This window comes from Gimesia aquarii (genome assembly GCF_007748175.1).
Classification (GTDB): domain Bacteria; phylum Planctomycetota; class Planctomycetia; order Planctomycetales; family Planctomycetaceae; genus Gimesia; species Gimesia aquarii_A.
In genome coordinates this window covers 1,090,612-1,111,226 of the sequence record NZ_CP037422.1, presented here as the reverse complement: position 1 = coordinate 1,111,226, position 20,615 = coordinate 1,090,612, and the positions used below count along the sequence as shown (strand labels likewise).

At 46.3% G+C, this 20,615-nt stretch carries 19 protein-coding genes; 10 read left to right on the top strand and 9 right to left on the bottom strand.

Going from position 1 to position 20,615, the window contains the following annotated elements; translation table 11 throughout:
• Positions 1–64: 64 nt before the first annotated feature.
• A complete protein-coding gene (locus tag V202x_RS04540) occupies positions 65–517 on the bottom strand; it encodes a TraR/DksA family transcriptional regulator (protein ID WP_197993225.1) in 453 nt (150 codons plus the stop codon).
• A gap of 449 nt (positions 518–966) precedes the next feature.
• Between V202x_RS04540 and V202x_RS04535 the strand changes: the two genes are divergently transcribed.
• The gene (locus V202x_RS04535; protein ID WP_145171619.1) at positions 967–2,085 is read left to right on the top strand and encodes an LptF/LptG family permease; all 1,119 of its coding nucleotides are present in this window, start codon (positions 967–969) and stop codon (positions 2,083–2,085) included.
• 20 nt (positions 2,086–2,105) lie between these two features.
• On the opposite strand, the gene recG is transcribed toward V202x_RS04535, so the two are convergent.
• The 3 genes from recG to infA form a co-directional block, all read right to left on the bottom strand.
• Positions 2,106–4,181, bottom strand: a complete 2,076-nt coding sequence (gene recG, locus V202x_RS04530) for an ATP-dependent DNA helicase RecG (protein WP_145171617.1) — start codon at positions 4,179–4,181, stop codon at positions 2,106–2,108.
• Between the two features lie 20 nt (positions 4,182–4,201).
• Positions 4,202–4,696, bottom strand: coding sequence for a ribonuclease HI (rnhA, locus tag V202x_RS04525; protein WP_145171615.1), 495 nt, complete (start codon positions 4,694–4,696; stop codon positions 4,202–4,204).
• Positions 4,697–4,836: 140 nt separating this feature from the next.
• The gene (gene infA, locus V202x_RS04520) at positions 4,837–5,055 is read right to left on the bottom strand and encodes a translation initiation factor IF-1 (protein ID WP_002643979.1); all 219 of its coding nucleotides are present in this window, start codon (positions 5,053–5,055) and stop codon (positions 4,837–4,839) included.
• Between the two features lie 385 nt (positions 5,056–5,440).
• On the opposite strand from infA, the gene V202x_RS04515 reads away from it, so the two are divergent.
• From V202x_RS04515 to V202x_RS04495, 4 genes are all read left to right on the top strand, one after another.
• On the top strand, positions 5,441–5,611 hold the full coding sequence (locus V202x_RS04515; protein WP_145171613.1) for a Flp family type IVb pilin: 171 nt from the start codon (positions 5,441–5,443) through the stop codon (positions 5,609–5,611).
• 204 nt (positions 5,612–5,815) lie between these two features.
• Complete coding sequence (folK, locus tag V202x_RS04510) at positions 5,816–6,553, top strand: 2-amino-4-hydroxy-6-hydroxymethyldihydropteridine diphosphokinase (protein ID WP_145171611.1); 738 nt, start codon at positions 5,816–5,818, stop codon at positions 6,551–6,553.
• A gap of 138 nt (positions 6,554–6,691) precedes the next feature.
• Positions 6,692–8,035, top strand: a complete 1,344-nt coding sequence (locus tag V202x_RS04505; RefSeq protein WP_145171609.1) for a DUF1501 domain-containing protein — start codon at positions 6,692–6,694, stop codon at positions 8,033–8,035.
• A 444-nt stretch (positions 8,036–8,479) separates the two neighbouring features.
• Positions 8,480–8,974 carry a hypothetical protein gene (locus V202x_RS04495; protein WP_145171605.1) on the top strand — a complete coding sequence of 165 codons (495 nt, stop codon included), beginning with the start codon at positions 8,480–8,482 and terminating at the stop codon, positions 8,972–8,974.
• Here V202x_RS04495 and V202x_RS04490 read toward each other — a convergent pair.
• Positions 8,967–9,245: a hypothetical protein gene (locus V202x_RS04490; RefSeq protein WP_145171603.1), complete on the bottom strand. Its 279-nt coding sequence runs from the start codon at positions 9,243–9,245 to the stop codon at positions 8,967–8,969. The two genes, V202x_RS04495 and V202x_RS04490, sit on opposite strands and share 8 nt — an antisense overlap.
• Before the next feature lie 375 nt (positions 9,246–9,620).
• Positions 9,621–10,139: a DUF4269 domain-containing protein gene (locus V202x_RS04485; protein WP_145171601.1), complete on the bottom strand. Its 519-nt coding sequence runs from the start codon at positions 10,137–10,139 to the stop codon at positions 9,621–9,623.
• 846 nt (positions 10,140–10,985) lie between these two features.
• Here V202x_RS04485 and V202x_RS04480 point away from each other — a divergent pair.
• From V202x_RS04480 to V202x_RS04460, 5 genes are all read left to right on the top strand, one after another.
• Complete coding sequence (locus V202x_RS04480; protein WP_145171599.1) at positions 10,986–12,053, top strand: A24 family peptidase; 1,068 nt, start codon at positions 10,986–10,988, stop codon at positions 12,051–12,053.
• Between the two features lie 373 nt (positions 12,054–12,426).
• A complete protein-coding gene (locus tag V202x_RS04475) occupies positions 12,427–12,882 on the top strand; it encodes a hypothetical protein (protein WP_145171597.1) in 456 nt (151 codons plus the stop codon).
• A gap of 53 nt (positions 12,883–12,935) precedes the next feature.
• The gene (locus V202x_RS04470) at positions 12,936–14,474 is read left to right on the top strand and encodes a permease (protein ID WP_145171595.1); all 1,539 of its coding nucleotides are present in this window, start codon (positions 12,936–12,938) and stop codon (positions 14,472–14,474) included.
• A 367-nt stretch (positions 14,475–14,841) separates the two neighbouring features.
• Positions 14,842–16,074 (top strand): DUF1559 domain-containing protein, encoded by a 1,233-nt coding sequence (locus tag V202x_RS04465; protein WP_145171593.1) that lies wholly within the window; start codon positions 14,842–14,844, stop codon positions 16,072–16,074.
• Positions 16,075–16,096: 22 nt separating this feature from the next.
• Positions 16,097–16,618, top strand: a complete 522-nt coding sequence (locus V202x_RS04460) for a hypothetical protein (RefSeq protein WP_145171591.1) — start codon at positions 16,097–16,099, stop codon at positions 16,616–16,618.
• A 102-nt stretch (positions 16,619–16,720) separates the two neighbouring features.
• On the opposite strand, the gene V202x_RS04455 is transcribed toward V202x_RS04460, so the two are convergent.
• From V202x_RS04455 to V202x_RS04445, 3 genes are all read right to left on the bottom strand, one after another.
• Complete coding sequence (locus V202x_RS04455) at positions 16,721–17,275, bottom strand: MerC family mercury resistance protein (protein WP_197993224.1); 555 nt, start codon at positions 17,273–17,275, stop codon at positions 16,721–16,723.
• A gap of 496 nt (positions 17,276–17,771) precedes the next feature.
• Entirely contained in the window at positions 17,772–18,725 is a 954-nt protein-coding gene (locus tag V202x_RS04450) for an IS110 family transposase (protein WP_145171587.1), read from the bottom strand.
• A 489-nt stretch (positions 18,726–19,214) separates the two neighbouring features.
• Complete coding sequence (locus V202x_RS04445) at positions 19,215–20,588, bottom strand: dipeptidase (protein ID WP_145171584.1); 1,374 nt, start codon at positions 20,586–20,588, stop codon at positions 19,215–19,217.
• Between the last annotated feature and the right edge of the window lie 27 nt (positions 20,589–20,615).

Here is a 20,615-nt window from a genome sequence, read left to right as displayed (position 1 = left end):
AAGAGATCGATCAACTCGCAATCAAGTCGTAGAGAACCTCTTTTCCTGATATCGGAAAGAGAGTTTATTTTTCCATATCCAAATCATGGATTCTGACATCTTGATCGTTAAGCCGACCTTCAAATTCGTAGGCATTCTCCCAATCGCTACCAACATCATTACTGGGTAAGCCCATTGATTCGCGCTTTTGCGCACAATCGACGCAAAACATGGTATACGGAACTGCCTTAAGTCGAGCAATGGGGATATTTTTGTTACAGGCCTCGCAATGACCGTAGCGCCCTTCTTGAATCAGTGAAATTGCGCGACGAATCTGCACTAATTCTTGCGACTCAATTTCTGCTAAGTGAGACTCTAACCCCTGACGGGTTTCGCGAATCGCCGCATCGCCGCTGTCTTCTACAATCGCACGGCTGGCAGAGGAGCCCTCTGAACTACCAGACACTAGTTTTTTGAGTACATCTCGTCTATTTAACAGTTGCTTATGCAACTTGACTATTGCGTCTTTTCGTACCACGTCTCTTCCCCTCATAATTATCAAATTCGGCAAGTAGATTCAAAAGCTGCTATTTTAAAAAGCATAGCTTTTAAAAATGCTCAAGTGATGAGAAACCTCTCCAATCAAATTGCATTTTGAGGGAACCCATCTGTTCGTATTATTCTCTACGTGAATTAAATGTCGATAGTTGGAAACTTTCTAAAGGTTCATGTATTACACAAGTTCATTTTCAAAAATGACTTATGAAAACTCTTTTTGTCATGAGACAGAAAAATCATCTCTTTGGTCACCTGCGAGAACTAAATAAACAATAATTGAAAATAAGATCACATACGTATACATTTTACATGCTGGTTTGGCTCTCCTGATATTGACCCATTTGACTGATTCCGATGTAATACGCGGCCTGCTTTTCTGAGCCATCCTTCTGGCTCAACTTCTCTGACGATAATCAGCGATTGGGAAACGTGTTCACAACCTTCGACCGTTATTTGCTAAAACGATATTTCCATGTCTTCATTATTGGTTTCATGGCGACCTATGGTTTGTATATGGTCTTTGATGGATTCACCAATATTGATGAATTTCAAATGGCCGTAAAAAGTGATTCGTCGACCAGCTTGCTCGCGGTGATGATTCAGCACTACTTGTATCAATCCAGCATTTTCTTTGATATGATCAGTCCAATCCTAACTGTGCTTTCTGGTGTTGTTGTCTTTTCTTTAATGGTTCGTCACGGCGAACTCAACCCCGTTCTTTCAGCAGGTATTCCTACATACCGACTGGCAATTCCATTAGCATTCGCCACAATCACAGTCAACTGTTTTGTCGTCGCAAACCAGGAGCTTTTAATCCCGAAGATTGCCGATAAAGTTCAAGCTAATCGTGGTGATGCAAGTAATAGTCTTCAATTTGTGGAACCCGTTTATGATTTCAGTACAAGGATTATGATTAACGGGCTGGAGCTCTCCCTCACAGAACAGAAAATGTCCAACGCAGAATTCGTGCTCTCCAAACCTACCGTACATGATTTTGTAACACTTAAAGCGAAAACCGCTTTCTATTTTGCAAAAACACCAGATTCCCCGGGAGGCTGGTTACTCAAAAATGCCTCACCAAAGTATGATGATCTGGAAATTGCAGAATTCGCAAAAGAAATGATTCTTCCCGGAGAAGATCCAAACGATGTTTTTGTTGTGTCTGATGTCGGCTGCGATCAACTATGCAATCGGAATTCCAGTTCGTTGATCTCAACCCCTGAGTTAATCGCGAGAATCAATAACCCGTCCTTTAGTGATCTCTCCATCCGAAAACAGACGATGGATTTGCATTCTCGGTTAACCAGCCCTCTTATGAATCTGATTGCCGTGATGGTTTCGATTCCGTTTGTGCTTCGCAAAGAGAGTCGTAGTCAGATTTTGAATATCGCTATTTGTTCGTGTGTCATGGGCGGACTGTTTGCCATTTCTCAATGCTTTTTTTATCTGGGAAGTTCCAGGATGATCACACCAGATCAAGCTGCCTGGTTTCCTGTGATTACAAGTGGAACGCTCGCCGCCTGGTTTTCGAATCGTGTGTGGACTTAGTTCACTTGCGCTTTCGAGACTTAGCCACTCTGTCCCAGGTCCATCAATTGGCCAAATCGTTCCAGTACGCGAACTTTTAATGGCGCAAATCGGGGTTGGTCGAATTCTCCTTTTTCTACCAGACGCAAAGCCACTTCGCGCGTTTCGTGCAATATTGCCTCATCTCTACGCAGGTCAGCCACACGTAAGGGCAATTCTCCATGCTGTCTCGTTCCAAAAATATCACCGGGACCACGCGTTTGAAAATCGGCTTCGGCGATCTTGAATCCATCGTTTGTCTCTTCCATCGCGGAAAGTCGTTTTAGTGCATCCTCACTTTCGGTATAAGAAAAGAGAAAACAGTTTCCCTGATGTACCCCGCGTCCGACCCGTCCTCGTAGTTGATGAAGTTGCGATAAACCAAAGCGGTCAGCTTGTAGAATCACCATCAATGTGGCGTTAGGAACATCAACCCCCACCTCGACAACCGTTGTGGAAACCAGAACCTGGATGTCTCCCTGATGAAACTGGCTCATAATTTCCGCACGTTCTTCACGGTCGATCTGACCGTGTACTAATCCGATTGAAACCGAAGCGAGTTCGCTTTTCTGAAGTCTACGATAAACTTCTTCTGCACTAAAACGACGATTTTGTTCATCACCCGATTCTATGCTCGGACATACAATATAAGCTTGTCTGCCCGTTGCAATTTGGGCTCGTAAAAAGTCCCATGCTTTTTTACGTTGCGGATTCGTAGAAACGCGACTTGTGATCACTGGCTGCCGACCGGGGGGTAACTCGGTAACGACGGAGATATCCAGTTCTCCAAACTGAGTCATGCAGAGGCTACGTGGAATCGGTGTCGCCGTCATCACCAGCATGTGAGGCGTATTTTGATCGCTCGTAAAGTGAGCGCGTTGCATCACGCCAAACTTATGCTGCTCATCAATAATGACCAGTCCAAGATCGTGATACTTCACATCTTTTTGCACAACGGCCTGCGTGCCGATAATCAGTTGCTGCTCACCGGATTCAATCTGTTCCAATGTCGCTTTACGTTCTGAAGCTGATAAGCTGCCCGTGAGCAGGCAGCGTTTCACGCGGCTCTCTTTTAAAATTTCGTTGATCGTCTCCCAGTGCTGCACAGCCAGTAATTCAGTCGGTGCCATGAGTACCGCTTGATAACCACCGGCAATCGTTGACAGCATGGCGTAAATCGCGATTGCCGTTTTCCCCGCGCCCACATCGGCCTGCAGCATGCGATGCATGGCCCGGCCCGATCCCAAATCGTCGCTGACTTCCTGAATCGCCTGGTTTTGCCCGTCTGTTAAGTCATAAGGAAAGAGCCGACGGATTCGAGCATCGACCTTGGCGGTCACCTTCAAGAGTGGTGCATTATCCACACAGGTCCAGAGTCGGCGGCGCATGGCCAGTGCCAACTGAAATTCTAAAAGATCATCATAGATCAGCCGATGTACGCCGGCATGATATTCTTCCATCGTTTGAGGTTTGTGCATTTGAATCACCGCTTGCGACAGGGGAGTCAGTGATTGTTCCTGCAAAAACGCTTCCGGTAAATAATCGGGGATCAGATGCGCGTATTCATCGACGACCGCGCGGATCAGACGTCTGATCTGGTACATCTTGAGTCCCTCGGTCAGACTGTATTTGGGTAAAATTAAGCCTTGAGGATTATCCAGATCTTCTTCCAATACCTGATATTGAGGATGAGACATCTCCCATTTTCCGGAACGCTTTTTGGCTTTGCCAGAAAACATCAATAACTGACCTTGGAAGAAACGCTTGATCACCCAGGGTTGATTGAACCAGGTTCCCTTCAAAAAACCGTCGCCACAATCCAGGAGGATTGAAGTAATCGTACGGCCTCGGGAAATCGTGCGGGCATCAAGGTCGACCACTTTTCCACAAACCGATGCAACCTGATCATCTTCCAGTTCGTTCACGGGACGAACGTCCGTCAGGTCGAGTACACTGCGTGGCAAATGCCAGAGCAGGTCTTCAACCGTTTGAATCCCGATTCTGTGCAGTAACTCGGCGCGTTCTGGCCCTACTCCATTAAGAAATTGAACAGGAGTTTCCAGAGGGGATTCGCTCATCGTTTTCCGGAACCATATGGTTACAAATCAGACTGATTCTGCAGTTTCAACGCGTAGTCAACCGCCAGTTCATCGCAACGTTCGTTTTCCGGATGACCACTGTGGCCTTTAATTGTGGTGAACTTGACTTCATGCTGCTCCAGCAGTGTATCTAGTTTTCGCCAGAGTTCTTCATTTTTCACTGGTTTCCAACTCTTGCCTTCGCGGCGTCTCCAGTTATTTTTTTTCCAGTTTGGCATCCATTCTTGAGATCCTTTTGCCACATAAACGCTGTCCGTAATAATTTCGACTCGTGAAGTGCGCGTCAGTAATTCCAGGCCAGAAATCACCGCCTGCAATTCCATTTGGTTATTGGTGGTAACAGCTTCTCCCCCGGAAAACTCTTTCTCGGTCCCGGTAGAGGGATGTCGCAGAATAATTCCCCAACCTCCTGGTCCCGGGTTCCCTCGGCAGGCACCATCGGTATAGATTTGCACAAAGGGAAGCGGCTCCGTATTCGCTGACTGATCTGGCATAATATTACGGCGCAGGTTTCACAAGGAGATTATAACGAATGTCACACGAGTACAGAATTAATTAAGCAAAGAATCACATCGAACGAGTGAATGAATCTGCACTTCGTATGGGAAAAGAACGGATGGCAGATGCGTGCCGACTATCGTTCTCGATAGACAATACGTCCACGGTTCAGATCGTAAGGCGAGACTTCAACAACCACTTTATCTCCGGGAACAATCCGGATAAAGTGTTTTCGCATCTTACCTGCCACGTGAGCCAGAACCTGGTGACCGTTTTCCAGTTCTACTCGAAATTGAGTATTTGCCAGTGCTTCTGTCACTGTACCTTCGACTTCAATGGCCTCTTCTTTGGCCATAACAATTGTATCCTATCCAATAGAGTTCATAAAATGGGGAGAAACGAAACGATTCCTACAGACCTAACTCCTGTCTGCTTCTGATCATTCAGAAATTGGGAGCCACGCTGTGCCGCTTATTGTGACAGGGAATCGACGATTATGCCAGTCTGAAGAGAGTCCCAACAGACAATCCCGGAAATTCCCCCTGGAAAAATCGGAATTCGATCCGGATTTCCATAATTTTATAACAACTTTTCCAAATTTTACCGAGACCGATTTCAAACATGAGGTAGATTTAATGTATAGCGAAGGCACTTTGACAGAGAAATTACGCCAGCGTCGTGCTCATGATGTCGGCTGGCGATGATACACCATATTCCTGTTTGTTTGAGAGGTCGTAGATATGAAATTTCTGAAACGTTTTATTCGTGAAGAAGATGGTCCGACCTCTGTAGAGTATGCTGTCATGTTGGCCGCGATATTGATGGCTTGTATCGCTGGAATCGCCGCTGTCGGAAATCAAACGAATTCCATGTTTGAAAATGCCAAGACAGAACTGGAAAATCACGGCTGATTCAAGTGGACGACGTTCTGCCTGCCATCTTGTTTCGATCGAAAAGATGTTTGTCTCACCTCTCAGTGTGAGTTCTGTGCGATCTCTTTATTAATTGCGCAGAGCTTGTTGAAACCCGTGTTTTCTGGAATTACACTGATTCGTTGACTGATGAAACAGCTATCGTAGAACAAAACCACTCATTTCCAGGTTCAGAGAACTGGTATGCCTGACTGCTTTATCGCTTTGGGAGGAAATCAGGGAAACGTGCGGGAAACCTTTGCCCATGCGCTGGATCGACTCAACCAGCATCCTGAGGTCTCACTGATCAAGACCAGTCAATGGATTGAGACGGCACCTGTAGGCAATCAAACCAATGATACCTTTTTAAACGGGGCCGCACATCTGAAGACGACGCTTTCACCCGAAGCGATGCTGGCAGAATTACAGACCGTGGAAACAGAAATGGGCCGCACTCGGGAAGTCCGTTGGAGTGCGCGTACACTCGATCTGGATCTCCTCCTCTACGATCAAGTTGTTTTAGAAACCGCGGGCTTGCTGATTCCTCATCCCGCGTTCTGGTATCGCCGTTTTGTACTCGACCCACTTACAGAAATCGCTCCCGAAGTCATACACCCCATTAAAAAAGTGACGATCAAAAAACTACAACAACGTTTGCTGAAACGGCCCTTCGTGTTCTCACTGGCTGGCTTACCTGCTGAAGAAACTGCGGCCATCATTCAAGAATTAAAACGACATTATCCTCAAGTGGCTTTTTGTCATTGGGAAGCCTCAGAAACCACTCCCCAATCGATGACCCCCACTTTGATTGCCTGGTTCGACACTGAGAAGTCAGATACCAGCTTTGAATCGCTGCCTGAGATACCCCGCATCGACGTTTCCGAATATAGGAATAATACTGGACAAATTATACACATCTTACAATCTGCGCTGGATTTCTAATCAAAATCGTCTATACTAATTCATAAAGGTTCGCCGATATTTTTATATGGCTAACTAGATTTGTTGAGATGGATACCAAATAGCTAGTCATCCCTACCTTTAAACATCCCACCGTGTTGAATTTGGAGACCTGAAACCATGCTGAAGATCTTGGGTTCTCAGAAAAGTCAATTTTGTGATCGGATCACTCGCAGAAATTTTCTGCAGATTGGTGGTCTTGCTTTAGGCGGAATGTCTCTTCCACAGTTGCTCCAGGCCGAATCAGCAACGCCGCAAAAGAAACAACACAAGGGGATCATTATGATCTTCTTGCCCGGTGGCCCTCCTCATCAGGATATGTGGGATATTAAAGTTGACGCGCCCAGTGAAATCCGTGGCGAATTCAACGCGATTCAAACCAACGTCTCCGGCATTGAAATTGGCGATCAATTTCCGCGCATGGCACAAATGGCCGACAAGTTTGCTTTCATTCGTTCTATGGTTGGTTCGGACGGACGGCACGATGCATTCCAGTGTCTCTCCGGCCAACGTTTCAATAACCAGCCACTCGGCGGTTGGCCTTGTTTGGGATCTGTACTTTCACATAAATATGGAGCCGTTGATCCTGCGGTACCTGCGTTCCTCGGGCTGTCTCCCAAAATGGGCCACATGCCCTGGTCACGTGCCGGCGAGCCCGGTTTTCTTGGCTTGTCACACGCGCCCTTCCGCCCCAACGGCGAAGGCATGGCAGACATGACGCTCAACGGCATTACCCTGGATCGTCTCGACAATCGGAAACAGGTGCTCGGTTCACTCGATCGTTTCCGCAGCCAGGTCGATGCTTCGGGAATGATGAAAGGTCTCGATTCATTTACAGAGCAGGCGTTCGGCATCTTAACCTCCAGTAAGTTGGCGGATGCATTAGACATCACAAAAGAAGATCAGAAACTCCGCGATCGCTATGGCAGAGGAACCGCGAAAAAAGCCGCCGACGGTGGACCGAAACTGCTTGATGATTTCTTGACCGCCCGTCGCTTGATCGAAGCGGGTGCCCGCTGCGTGACGCTTGCCTTCAGTCGCTGGGACTGGCATGGCGGCAACTTCAAACGCGGACGACAGGACATGCCAATGTTGGATCAGGGGGTCACCGCGTTGATCGAAGACCTTGAAAATCGAGGCATGCTCGACGATGTGACCGTTGTTGTCTGGGGTGAATTCGGACGGACTCCCAAGATCAATCCGAATGCAGGCCGCGATCATTGGCCGCGTGTCTCGACCGCGCTCCTGGCCGGTGGCGGCATGAAGACGGGGCAGGTCATCGGTTCGACCAACAGATTGGGCGAATACGCAGAAGACCGTCCGGTCCATTTCCAGGAAGTCTTTGCCACCCTGTATCACAATCTGGGAATCAACGTGGAAACGACCACCGTCACCGATCTGCAAGGACGGCCTCGTTATCTGGTTGACAATAATGCGTATAAGGTCATGCGTGAACTGGTTTAATAAGTTCATAAAGATCACCACCACACTAAGATTCGCTTGACACACTCGCGACGAGTTTTCCTCTTCCCTTTCGTGCGGCACCCCGGTGAATTTTTTGCACTTGACGTCGTCGCGCCGTTCTCGAAACTCCCTGATTCTGCGTCGCGCGCGCGAGGCGCGTTTTTCTGAGCACTGCTCGCCGCGCACCACCTCAGTTTGTGCATGCGAAAAAGCATCGTTTTTTCCACATTTTCACCTGAAATACCAGAACTGGTTCTCCATGTCTCGTACCGAGTCACTCCTTTTGAGCACGCTTTCTGAATCCGCAAGTGAAACCAAACCGCGATTTCGTACCACATCTCAGACAAAACTGCGCAAATCTTTCTGTTGACCCGTGTGTGCCATTGGGCATGATGAGTCTCACTCAACAAAGAAAGCTCGCGTTTAAATAAAGGAATGACGAACATGACCAACCTAACCTCTCAAGGGAAAACAAAGCTCACCAGAGAACAGCAAATTCAATTAGTGCAGCTTGTAAAACATTTACTCAGTCTCGGAAAACATCTTTTAGAGATCAAACGAGCCATTAATCTGGAATTCAATCTTTCCACACGTTCGATTGATCGTTATATCACCCGTGCCCGCCGCGAGATGATGGAACGTTTAGAAGTACCGATTGAACAGTTACGTGCTGAATCGTTTTTCTTCTATGTCAGTGTGATCAACGATGCCAAGTCCACCCAACGCGAACGCCTCCGCGCCCGCGAACGCATCGATAAGCTGTTAGGCCTCGACAAACCGATCCAATCCCGCGGCAACCTCTGGCAACTCAACCTGACCCCGGACGACATCCAAAACATGTCCGACGAAGAACTGGAAGCCGCCTACCAGAGCCTGCTGAAAGAAGCCAACGAGCAACAACCCACACCATACCGAATAGCGCCCATTACCCCTAGCTGAAAATTGGGAAGTGCACAAAACGCGTTCCTCTAAACAAAATGAAATCAGGACTACCACGAAAGACACGAAACTCACGAAATTCTATCAGCGACAGTTCATTGGGGGCGACTGGTAACAGACTTGACGAAACAGAATGGTCATTGAGTATACGTAGGGGCAAACCCACGTGTTTGCCCGTCAGGGTTGGTGTGATTGTGGTGCGTCGAGCGGATGATTTGCGAGGTTCCATTTTGGGAGTGAATCGATGGAACGTCGTGAGGCGGGGCGACACATGGGTCGCCCCCTACGAGTGTGATGTTTGTTGGGCAATATCAGACTCCGGTTATCTTTTTAATATCACACCAATGACGACGGCAGCGTCGTAGTTTTTCGTGAATTTCGTGGTAGTAAAAAGCCGAATTGTCATGACAGTGACATTCAATAGTGCGCAAATTTCAAAGCGATCAAACAGTCCCATGAGCGACAGTGCGCTAGCACTCGGTAATTCGAAAGACCAATTTCACTCACAACAGTGATACTGAGCCCCGACGGTTGATCTTACAATCCAGACTGCAGTTCACCAAATTCTGGTCCCATGATTTATTAGGATCTGGAAATTGTACCAGCGTTTTATTGGTGGTTTGTTTTGTGGGGGGGGTAAAAATCGTTACGACCTGTTGGTAATCAGATGTGCCAATTCGGCGTCATTCATATTCTCAAGGTTTAGAATCGACGCATAAGGATCTCCCGGCAATTCAAGGGCACGCGCAAATGCTGGTTCGGTTTTCAGCCCTTGTTGTTTGAGTTGCAGTACGATGCTTCTTAACTTTGGTTCGAGATTGAGGAGTCGTTGTTCGATGTTGAAATGCCGAACACCCCACTGTTGATTTGTGGGAATCGTTTGGCAGAACAGCTCAATCTCCCAATCATATGCCTGGAATTGAACGACGACCGAGTTTTGATTCTGCAAATTGGAATTGCGGCATTGAAAATTGTTAAATGTGCTGAATTCGATTGATGCTACATCTTTGAAGCGCGCAAGATCATTGGCTGAGCAGGCAATGTCTATGTCGCTGGTTTCAAGTTCGATCCCGAGTGGTGGAGTACCAATAATTTGAGGATCGAATTCGCGGAGTCTGGCCAGTATTGAAAGCTTTTGGATCACTTGTTCAAAATCAAGACGCATTAAACTGGATTACTGACTGTATGAGGATTAAGAGTCCATGTAAGTCCCTGATTTGAGATGACTGCGATACGCGACTGACCTGGCAGTGCTAATGCATTACACGATTCTCCACTCCAAATTGAGTGGGATGAATCATGTAGAGTTTTGCAATCGAACTCGATAAATACAACTCGACGTGCCTCTTTTTGATCCAGAAAGCCAAACGGTCATGAAAGTCTCAGCGATCAACGGCAGTCTCATTACAGTTTGGTAAGTCTCTAAAACTAATCTGATTGCGTTCTCATTTGATTATATTAATTCACACAATAAATACATATGCAAAATAATTGCAATTTATATCAATGTTTATTATGCTCAGCTTTAGTATCTTACAAACGAAATCAAATACAGATAGCAGTTGAAGTGCTTTCTTCAGGTGGCTCAAACGTGGTATGGCGGCTGTTTAATAGACATTCTGCATTTCCTCAAGCTGGACTCCCTTTGGCGAAGTAGATCGCGAGATGTTCATCGAATATACAAATATGATATTGATGATGAGCGCGATCCTGGGCTGTCTATTCTGGGCACTGCAGATAACAGAACCCTATTTTGCAGTAGTGCTATTTATAAGTAACTTATGGATCGTCTTAAAAACAGCTGTTAACTCTCAGAATCGTTTTCAGAATATGGTATTTCATTTACTGGTTCTGATTCTGTTGTGTTTCACATTCTTTTATGCAGAAAAAACTTCAGAAACAAACTTGTTCTATCATGGGCCTTTTTCCGCTCCTGTTGTCGCAGTAATGGTTCTGATCCTGCTTCTATTAGATCTATTCAAATTAGCTCCAGAAAACTAACGATATCAAAATGCAGAACAGACCATCATTTCCGATGTTTAAGCTGTTAATATGTTCGTTATCTGTGTTATTGATCGTTTTTTTTCTGTTTCTTCCTACGATTGAATTTTTCTCTGACGACTCGACACTACAAAGCACGGCCTCGTCAAACGAGCTGGAAGATCAGTCCCTTTACGATCTGATTCTCTTGTATGCTACAAGCCTGTTTGCAACGGTTTCGTTTTTTGCGCTCGGTGCAGCGGTTGGCAGCTATCTGAATGTCATTGTTTATCGCGTACCCAGAAAGCTTCCTCTCACATTCAGTCGATCTTCATGTCCAGCATGTGGCTCACCCATAAAACTCTCTGACAATATTCCCCTCATAAGCTGGCTTCGTCTCAAGGGGCGGTGCCGTGACTGCCAGGCACCCATTAATATCCGATATCCATTGGTCGAGTTTTCTGTAGCGGCTATTTTTTTAATACTCTATTTTCGAGAACTCATTTCAGGTGGTGCGAATATTCCCTTTCGAGAGCCCAACCTTTACAACGGTGTGCTTTGGATTCTGTTTTATACGAAATGGGATCTGGTCCGGTTGTACCTCTTGCACTGTTTCATGCTGACTTCCCTATTGGGCTGGGCGTTAATTAATGCGGATGGCTTTCGCATCCCGATTTCTTCACTACTGACATGTTTATGCATCGTGTTGATCGCTATTCTGATCTGGCCGGACCTGATCCCCCTCAAATCGACTCTTCATTCTGTGCACGCTCCTCACCGTAGTGATGTGCTGATCTCATTATTCTTTGGCACGGTTTCCGGAGCGCTGTTTGCTCCTGTTCTCGTTTGGATCATCAGAAAAACCGGGTTGTCAGATTTTACACACTTAAACAGCGTAAATTATTCGTTCATTTTGTGTGGAATGATTTATGGCTGGCAGGCAATGCTTACGATTTTTCTCATGACTTTCATTTTCATTTTGCTGCAACAAATAAGCACGCGCCATTTTGAAATTCATGTCCTGCGTGCTCCCGGCTACGCTGTTTTTCTGTCCGTCTTTGCCTTCCACTATTTCTGGCGATCTCTCGCCTGGTTCTAAGTGCCTTTATACATGTTTGTAGGCGCATTATTTTCGTTATCTCTTAAAGAGCACTGTTTAGATTCGATTTGCTACTAACAATCATGTTAATATTGCAATTTATTTGCATTTGCATGTTGACTTGACAATGAGTGGAAGGAAATAATCGTTTAGTGAAGAGAATGTAATTCCAAGTCTCCCCATTACTTGAGTTGCAGGTGTTTCTGGTTAGACATCATGGACCATAATCGGGATCTCTCAGGGGAGAGTTACTTAAGTCCCTGGAACTTCTTCGGATGATGTATTCACTCACAACAACGGAATGCAGTCTCTTCAATCGTTTCGTTCTTATTCTTATCCATAATTTGCAATTAAAACACATCACCAACCTCTCATGGAAAAACGATTTGCCATCATTACGATATTGTGTTTTTGTGGTCTCTTGATTTCACTACAAGCCGGATGCATACAGACGACTCAGTCTGCTGCGGAAGAGGAGCATCTTGAGCACCACATTCCGGAACATAAGCCCGAGTCTTTTTCTGCCACAGTGAGTGAAATTAAAACTCGGATGAAATGGCTGCTGGAAAATAATCAGGCTGAGGAAAGTCAGGTTAAAACACAGGAGCTTGCAGAGATCATTGCCTGGATCCCTGAAATGGCGGCAGACAGTGAGCTGAAACATCGAGAGTGGAACGAAGTGAAACAGCTTTCAACCCAATTAAATACTATCTTTCAGCAGATTGACCTCACCACTGCAGATTCAGAATTGGTTGATCAATACTTTCTCCTGGTCAAGAACTTAAACGAATTTACCGCGCGCTCCGAAATGAATCAGTTCAATCATTAAACCTCATGCTGAAAGTCTTTTTTATCCATTTACTACTATTCTGAGACAACAACATGTTAGAATATATTCTCTGGGGATTCGCACTTCGGTTTGTGCAATGTTTATTTGAAGCATCGCCCTTTATACTCGCCGGCCTGTTTATTGCAGCAATCTTTCAGCGTTTTTTTGGTTCAGCAGAGACCAGAAAGCTGTTTGGTGAAGGAACCAGATCGTCCCTGGTTCGAGCATGGGGCATTGGAATGCTGCTCCCGGTCTGCTCGCTGGGTGTCATTCCCGTTGCCCGACAGTTAAAAAGATCAGGACTGGCAGGGGGCACCATCATTGCTTTTGCAATGGCCGCTCCTCTGTTTAACCCGCTCTCGTTACTTTACGGTCTGACTCTCTCTGAACCGGTAACGATTCTGGCCTTTGCACTGTTCTCGCTGTTGATCGTTACTGCCGTGGGGACTATTTGGGACAGGCTCTTTCCCGAAAAAACTGCATTACCCGCCGATGACCAGGCGATTCCCTACGGAATTAAGCGTATGATCTCAGTTGGGGTCAGCGCTGTCAAAGAGGCGTCGGGGGCCAGCTTGATTTATATTATAATCGGACTGGCAGGTGTCGCATTATTAGGCGTGGTTTTACCACAAAGCAGTTTGCAGAGATCGGTCAATTATGACAACCCCTATGCCCCACTGCTGATGACCGGGGTTGCGATTCCCGTTTACGCCACTCCCATGCTGGCGATGTCTCAACTGGGGTCGATGTTTCAGCACGCCAACTCGGTCGGGGCTGCGTTCATTCTGCTGGTGCTCGGTGCCGGAGTGAACTTGGGACTGGTTGTCTGGATCATTCGAAATTATAACTGGAAAAAGACGATTGTCTGGTTTTCTCTCCTGTTACTGATCATCATCGGTCTGGCATATGGAGTGGAAAAACCTCTCTTTCCGACGCATATTGAGCCGTCGGACCACACGCATGCGTTCGATATCTATTGCCAGCCTTTTAGTTCGGGAACGACCGACTTTTATATCACCGCAAAACAGAAGTTGGGACATGTCGTCGACCCTTATGAAATTTATTCAGCGGGTATTCTTGGCTGCTTGATTCTAGCAGGCTTTGCCCTGAGATTCTTTGACAGACACTCACGTATCGAAAGCTGGCTGATGAAAACGGAACCTGTTCGTACTGGTAAATATGACGTTGTGATTCCTGGGCCGGTTCTGGGATTATTAATTCTCGTTGGTTTGATCATAGCCAGCGGTGTCGGCTGCTTTTCCTATTACCCGGCGCCGGATGTTGTCTTCGAAGAAATGGGGATTGCCAAAACAGAGGCCCTTTCCGGTGCTCTGTCTGGGAATAAATCACATTCGAAATACTGGATCGAAAACTATGATGACTGGACACGCAAGCTGGAGGTGGGCGTCTATTTAAGAAAATGGAATCTCAGTGAATACCACCACTGGAAAGCCCTCCTTCTTCGAGAAAAACTTGAACTACTTGAGCATGAGGTCGAGGACGAGGAACAGGACGAAGTACGGCGTTTAGTTTCTGAAATCCACCACACACATCGTCGGATGGCTGACGCATACCTGAGAGATTTAAACTGAGCTCATTTATCGATCGATACCAGATCAACGAATCGATGAATTCTGGCCTTTCGATCAAATAACTTGATTACGGGCCTATCTCGAATAGTTCACAAATCTTACTATAATTTTATTGCAATCAATTTGCTAATAATCGTATTATACTGATGCATCAATTATGCAATATGATTAATAAAATAGGAATGATGTCACTATTTTATATTGAGCCTCTATCAAATGTGTTCTCTATCAGGCTCTTCTTCGGATGAGGTGATGGTGAAAATTTCTAGATGAGGACACTCTACATCTGCATGGAGTCGAGATCCTTTCATGATCTCGACACGTGCGAGAAAAACTTTGATTTTTTATCTAACGCGGGCATAGAGAAATGCAGACAAATCGACCTGAAACAAAAACAGGCTGTCGTGGATTAACCGTAGTCGAATTGCTTGTTGCCATAACCATCATGTCAATCTTAATTGCATTGCTATTACCGGCTATGCAACAGGCGAGAGAAGCTGCGCGTAGGGCAAGTTGTGCGAACCATTTGAAGCAGCTGGGTCTGGGCATGCATTTGTATTCGAAATCTCACGGGTGTTTTCCACCTGGATACACAGCAGAGTTAAGTCAGGATCAATATGCCAAAAGCTGGGCCTGGGGTGCGTTCCTGTTACCTTATCTGGAAAAACGGCCTCTTTACGACACTATCAATCTTGAGAAGCAATCCCTGACTGAGTCGGTTGTAGACCCAAATATGATACGCTTCTACCAGACGGAGTTATCGATTTTCTTGTGTCCCTCCGATTCCGGTTCTTCTCTTTCTCATTCCTATCGGCAATTGTTGGTTCCGCAATATCTCACGCAGACAAAACCAGAACCAGAGAACGACTTAAACAATCATGCTTCTTCTGAATTAATGTGGGTATATCTTACTCCTTCTGTATCCCGTGGTTTCTCAGGGATTTCTGTAATCGCTCATGCCCGTCCCCCCATTCCTTTCCCTGTACCAAAACCAAAGCCTAAACCAAAACCATTCCCTTTTCCTTTTCCTGACTCTGATCCTGATCCTACAGATGATACCGAACCAGAACCGACTCCAGATCCTCCCCCTGTGACGACGATGCCGACCAAAATTGGTAAATCAAATTACGTCGGTTCGCTGGGTAGTATCTGGAAACCAAAGCAAAGTGATTGGTCTGACGAAGACTTTAAAGGAAACGGTGTGTTAGGACGTAACACACGAGTTTCCTGGCATCATATCACCGATGGAACCAGTAATACGTTTGTTCTAGGTGAGCGAAGCTGGAAAAATTATGCTGCTGTCTGGCCAGGAGTCAACTCGGTCAATGATTGTGGCTTTATTGATAATCAGATGGTGTTAGGCACGGCATTTTATCCCCTCAATCAACGAAGCGTGTCGGTCAATATTGACTGTGATGGAACGGGATCTGCCAATTTCAGCAGCCATCATCCGGGGGGAGCAAATTTTCTGTTCGCTGACGGCTCGGTTCATTTCCTGTCTGACAAAATAGATTTTCGAAACTCAGATTCTTCTCACCAGTCAGGGCTGTTTCAACGGCTGGCCCACCGTAGTGACGGAGAAATTACTGGTGAATTCTAAATATACTATCTTGAAAAAGATCATGAAAAAAATTCATTCAATGCAAACAGTTCCGACAAATTGGATCTATTTGCTGGTGTTGACATGTATCACTACCGCCTGTAGCCAGGAATTGGAAGAGACGAGTTCGCTTAAACCTCACACAGATCACGAACATCACACAGATCACGAACACCATAGACACATCATCCAGCTACCTGAAAGCAGTGGTGTTGAGTTAGAATTTTTATCCAGCGGCAAAAGAAATCAAATTGAAATTCATGTCATCAATGCGAAAACCCACAAGCCTTATTCGATAGACTCTGAAAAGATTCAGGCAACTTTTCATACCGGTGACCAGGATATTCCCGTCATTTTTGTTGCATCTCCATTGGAAGAAGATCCAGATTCCCAATCCTCAAGATTTGTGCTTCCTTTTGAAGAGCTGCCTCAGCAACTCAAACTACTCAATGATTTTCAGGTCACGTTGACTCTTGAACTTGACGGTAAGTCGGTTACAGGAACGTTGGATCATAAAAACGACCATCAACATCACCACGACTGAAAAAGAATAAATGGTCTTGCAGTCGATAGTGATAACATCATCATTCTTTGTTTCTGGATTCTACGAAATGGAAGTCAGGATTAAAGAATTTGTCAATTGAGCTTATGATGCCGATTCTTTTTGACAGCACGCACGACCACATAATCCATTTAAACAATGTGCCCATGCCAGGAGAGTCGCACCGATTGCAGTAGGGTGACTCGATAACCAATTTAAGAATGTCAGTAATGCTACGAGGACGTCGGCCTTTTCCGTAATGGCAACAACTTCTTCGTTTTTATACTTTTCAGAAACAGAAGTGCTACAGCAGGAATCTTGACAGCATTCAGGCAATTGATTTGTTTCCTGATTGTTTGGATGAATCTGACAGCATTCCGTTCCAAAAAAAGCAGCGTAGTTCATGATCATCAATCCGCTTCCTGCTAATAAGATCACTGTGCTGCGACCATGAACCCTCCAGCTTGGTAGTAGTGCCCATAGTCCAATCCCAATACCAAGCAACGCAAGAATTTGATGCAGACGTGGACTAACTAGCCAGGTCAATCCCCAGGCTGGCAGGCTTGCCAGTAAAAGTGGCATCATCATGCAATGAATAATACATCCGACAGCAAGAATCAGCCCGGATAGATTAGATAGCGAGCGAATGAAATGAAACACTTGATGTCTTTCCGCTAACAATTTTAATTCTGGAAACAACTTAAACAGATCTATACTGTTAATGAAGTTCTGTTTTTTACATTTTATATACATTTGCAAATTATTTACAATAGTTGTTTTGATTTTTTTACAACGTCGATTATCAATTCAGGATTCCCGTTTCCAAAGAACAAATTCGTTACGTTCTTACACGCGATCACATCCCTTCCAGAATATGTCCGACGAAGAACTGGAAGCCACACCTACCAGAGTCTGCTGAAAGAAGCCAACGAGCAACAGCAAAACACCTTATGGAATAGTGCCCGCTCCCCTAGCTGAAAATAGGGAACTGTATTAAGAGCATCAAAGTGCTTTCGTCTAAAGAAAAGGAATCAGGACTACCACGAAAGACACGAAACTCACGAAATCCTGTGGGCGACAGTGCATTGTATGCCACTAGAAACAGAATTGACGATTCAGAATGGCAATTGAGAACACGTAGCGACTGTCTCTAAAATCAAGCTTTAATTATTTTTTCATCCCATTTTCTCCCTTCTCTGATCATGACATTGAGAATGGTGAGCAGTTTCCGCATAGCCGCCACGAGTGCGACCATTTTGGGCTTCCCACTTTCGACGAGCCGTTTGTAGAACGCACAGATTTTGGGGTTATGTTTTTGAGCGACAACGGTAGGCATATACAATCCATTACGGATACCGACCCGTCCTCCACCGATCGTTCGTTTCCCTCTCATGATTCCGCGATCCCGATTGGTTGGCGCAACTCCTACTAACCGTGCGATCTGTTTTCGATTCAGACTCCCTAGTTCTGGCAACTCTGCAATCAGTAAGGCCGCCGTAATCCCTCCTACACCTGGAACCGATTGAAGGATGTTGGCGCGTTCCTGAGCCTGCTTATCAGCGGCGATCAGTTGCTTTAGTTTCTTCTCGATGACTTTGATCTGCTTTTTATAGGCACGAATCGACTGCTGAATCAGCTTACTTACGTCTCTGTCCGCAGTGGATGCCAGACGGTTTGTTTCCTGGATGATCATTTTACTGACCTGCTGTCTGCGGGAACTGAATTCACGCATTTTCTGCTGAGCTTGTGTTAAAGCTGGAGTAATGCGGGGTTGCATCAGTTGTGCAAACTGCATGATGGTTCGGGCATCAATTTGATCAGTTTTGGCAAGTTGATTTTTGGCCCGGGCAAAGTCCCGGATTTGTCTGGGGTTCACGACTGCCACGGCGAACTGATGCTTGTGTAAGCAGGCAACGAGTTTTCGTTCCAGTCCTCCTGTTGCTTCGAGGCAGATCAGTTGCGGCTGAATATCTCGAAGTATCTGAATGAACTTTTTGGTCTCCTCTGGTGTATAATTATAGGTAGTTCCTTTGGAAAGATGTGAGAAAGCGACATCGAATTTAAATTTCGCAATATCGATTCCGACGAAAATTGTGTTATGCTGTTGCATGCTAAGTCCCTTCCTTGCTGATACGAGCTGGTGTTGTGGCACCGCTCAGGCGACTGTACGGGTTAAGGCATGTAGAGAGCGAGTGGCGATCAAGCTACAGACCGGTCTTTGAGACCAGGGGCGGACACGATCTGACACTCGCCACCATTGATTCCCGCCTTTAAAGGCGGGAATCAATGGCTTTGTTTACATATCAAAACAAAGAATTGCAGACAGTCAACCGTAAGATACAAGGGGCGAACCCATGTGTTCGCCCGCTGCTATCCAGCATTCCCAATGCCTAAAAATAAAGCACAGAATATTCGCCAACAAAAGATAAAATTACAACGGATCATAAACAACCGCGGTCGGACACGCGGGTCCGACCCTACATGATGCGTTATTCGTTGGTCGCAATTTGGCTTTTGTCAACTTTAGCATTTCAGACCAGCGATCTCGGCAGCGTCACTGTAGTTCGTGCTTTTCGTGAATTTCGTGGTAGTAAAAACCTCAAACAGTTACGCCCGCCAGTTCATGCCAGAGCAGGGCACTGGCTAACGTTCCCTGGCGAAAGGCTTCGAGGGCAAAGCGTTCGTTTGGGCTATGCAGGTTGTCCGTGTTCTGTCCCCAGCCGAGTAACAGGGTTTCCACGCCGACGACCGTCTGAAATGTTTCGACAACGGGAATCGAACCCCCTTCGCGGATCATAACAGGAGCCGCGCCGAACGATTGCTCAATCGCCGTTTTGGCGGCGCTCATGTACGGGCTGTTGAAGTCGAAAACCAGTGCGTTACATCCGTGGAAATCAACAAACTCCATCGTCAAGCCGGTCGGCAACTGTGCTCGCAAGTATTGCTCCAGCGCTTTGGTAAGTGCCACCGGATCCTGACCGGGAACCAGACGGCAACTGATTTTGACCCGTGATTCCGCTGGCACTATGGTTTTTGGGCCTTCTCCCGTGTAACCAGAGATCATGCCGTTCACATCACAGGTTGGCCGAGCCCAGCGACGTTCTAACGTGGAAAAATCTGCTTCTCCGCTGACGGCGTTCACACCGAGGTCGCTCATGAATTTTGCTTCATCAAAGGGTAGAGCAGCAAACTGCGCACGTTCCTCCGGCTGTAATTCGATCACGCCGTCATAAAAGCCGGGAATCCGTACTCGCCCCTCGTCATCATGCAGGGCGGCGATCATTTTAGCTAAGCCGTTTCCGGGGTTCATCACCGCTCCACCAAACACGCCGCTATGCAAGTCCTGACTTGGACCCTGCACAATCACTTCGCAAGCCAGAATGCCACGCAAGCCATACGTAATCGCGGGTATGCCCGGTGCGTACTGGCTCGTATCACTGATCACGGCGATGTCACTGGCGACCAGATCTTTGTTCTCTTCCAGAAAGCGATCCAGATTGTCGCTGCCCACTTCTTCTTCGCCTTCAATGACAAAGATGACATTCACTGGCAGTTCGCCATGGGTTTTCATCCACGCTTCGACCGATTTAATGTGTGTATACATCTGCCCTTTATCGTCCGTGGCACCGCGGGCGTAAATGTGACCGTCGCGAATGTCGGGTTCAAAAGGGGGCGTAATCCATTGATCCAATGGATCGGGTGGCTGCACATCGTAATGCCCGTAAACCAGAACGGTCGGCTTACCTTCGGCTTTTTTCCAGGCACCGTACACAATCGGGTGCCCGGCGGTTTCGATGATTTGGCTTTCGATGCCCGCGTCCTCGAGCTGCTTCAACACAAACTCGGCACCGCGCCTCGTTTCGGAATTGAGAGTCGAATCGGCACTCACGCTGGGGATTTTTAAAAATTCTGTGAGTTCCTTCACAAAACGATCCTGATGTTGTTCTAAATAACTGCGAACTTGCTCAACCATTGTTTTCCTGCCGCCTTGATCCTGCTA

Coding starts and splice junctions, on each gene's coding strand:
- recG (WP_145171617.1), bottom strand. CDS start 4,181: ATGAGCGAATCCCCTCTGGAAACTCCTGTTCAATTTCTTAATGGAGTA.
- rnhA (WP_145171615.1), bottom strand. CDS start 4,696: ATGCCAGATCAGTCAGCGAATACGGAGCCGCTTCCCTTTGTGCAAATC.
- infA (WP_002643979.1), bottom strand. CDS start 5,055: ATGGCCAAAGAAGAGGCCATTGAAGTCGAAGGTACAGTGACAGAAGCA.
- V202x_RS04515 (WP_145171613.1), top strand. CDS start 5,441: ATGAAATTTCTGAAACGTTTTATTCGTGAAGAAGATGGTCCGACCTCT.
- folK (WP_145171611.1), top strand. CDS start 5,816: ATGCCTGACTGCTTTATCGCTTTGGGAGGAAATCAGGGAAACGTGCGG.
- V202x_RS04505 (WP_145171609.1), top strand. CDS start 6,692: ATGCTGAAGATCTTGGGTTCTCAGAAAAGTCAATTTTGTGATCGGATC.
- V202x_RS04495 (WP_145171605.1), top strand. CDS start 8,480: ATGACCAACCTAACCTCTCAAGGGAAAACAAAGCTCACCAGAGAACAG.
- V202x_RS04485 (WP_145171601.1), bottom strand. CDS start 10,139: ATGCGTCTTGATTTTGAACAAGTGATCCAAAAGCTTTCAATACTGGCC.
- V202x_RS04480 (WP_145171599.1), top strand. CDS start 10,986: ATGCAGAACAGACCATCATTTCCGATGTTTAAGCTGTTAATATGTTCG.
- V202x_RS04475 (WP_145171597.1), top strand. CDS start 12,427: ATGGAAAAACGATTTGCCATCATTACGATATTGTGTTTTTGTGGTCTC.
- V202x_RS04470 (WP_145171595.1), top strand. CDS start 12,936: ATGTTAGAATATATTCTCTGGGGATTCGCACTTCGGTTTGTGCAATGT.
- V202x_RS04465 (WP_145171593.1), top strand. CDS start 14,842: ATGCAGACAAATCGACCTGAAACAAAAACAGGCTGTCGTGGATTAACC.
- V202x_RS04460 (WP_145171591.1), top strand. CDS start 16,097: ATGAAAAAAATTCATTCAATGCAAACAGTTCCGACAAATTGGATCTAT.
- V202x_RS04450 (WP_145171587.1), bottom strand. CDS start 18,725: ATGCAACAGCATAACACAATTTTCGTCGGAATCGATATTGCGAAATTT.
- V202x_RS04445 (WP_145171584.1), bottom strand. CDS start 20,588: ATGGTTGAGCAAGTTCGCAGTTATTTAGAACAACATCAGGATCGTTTT.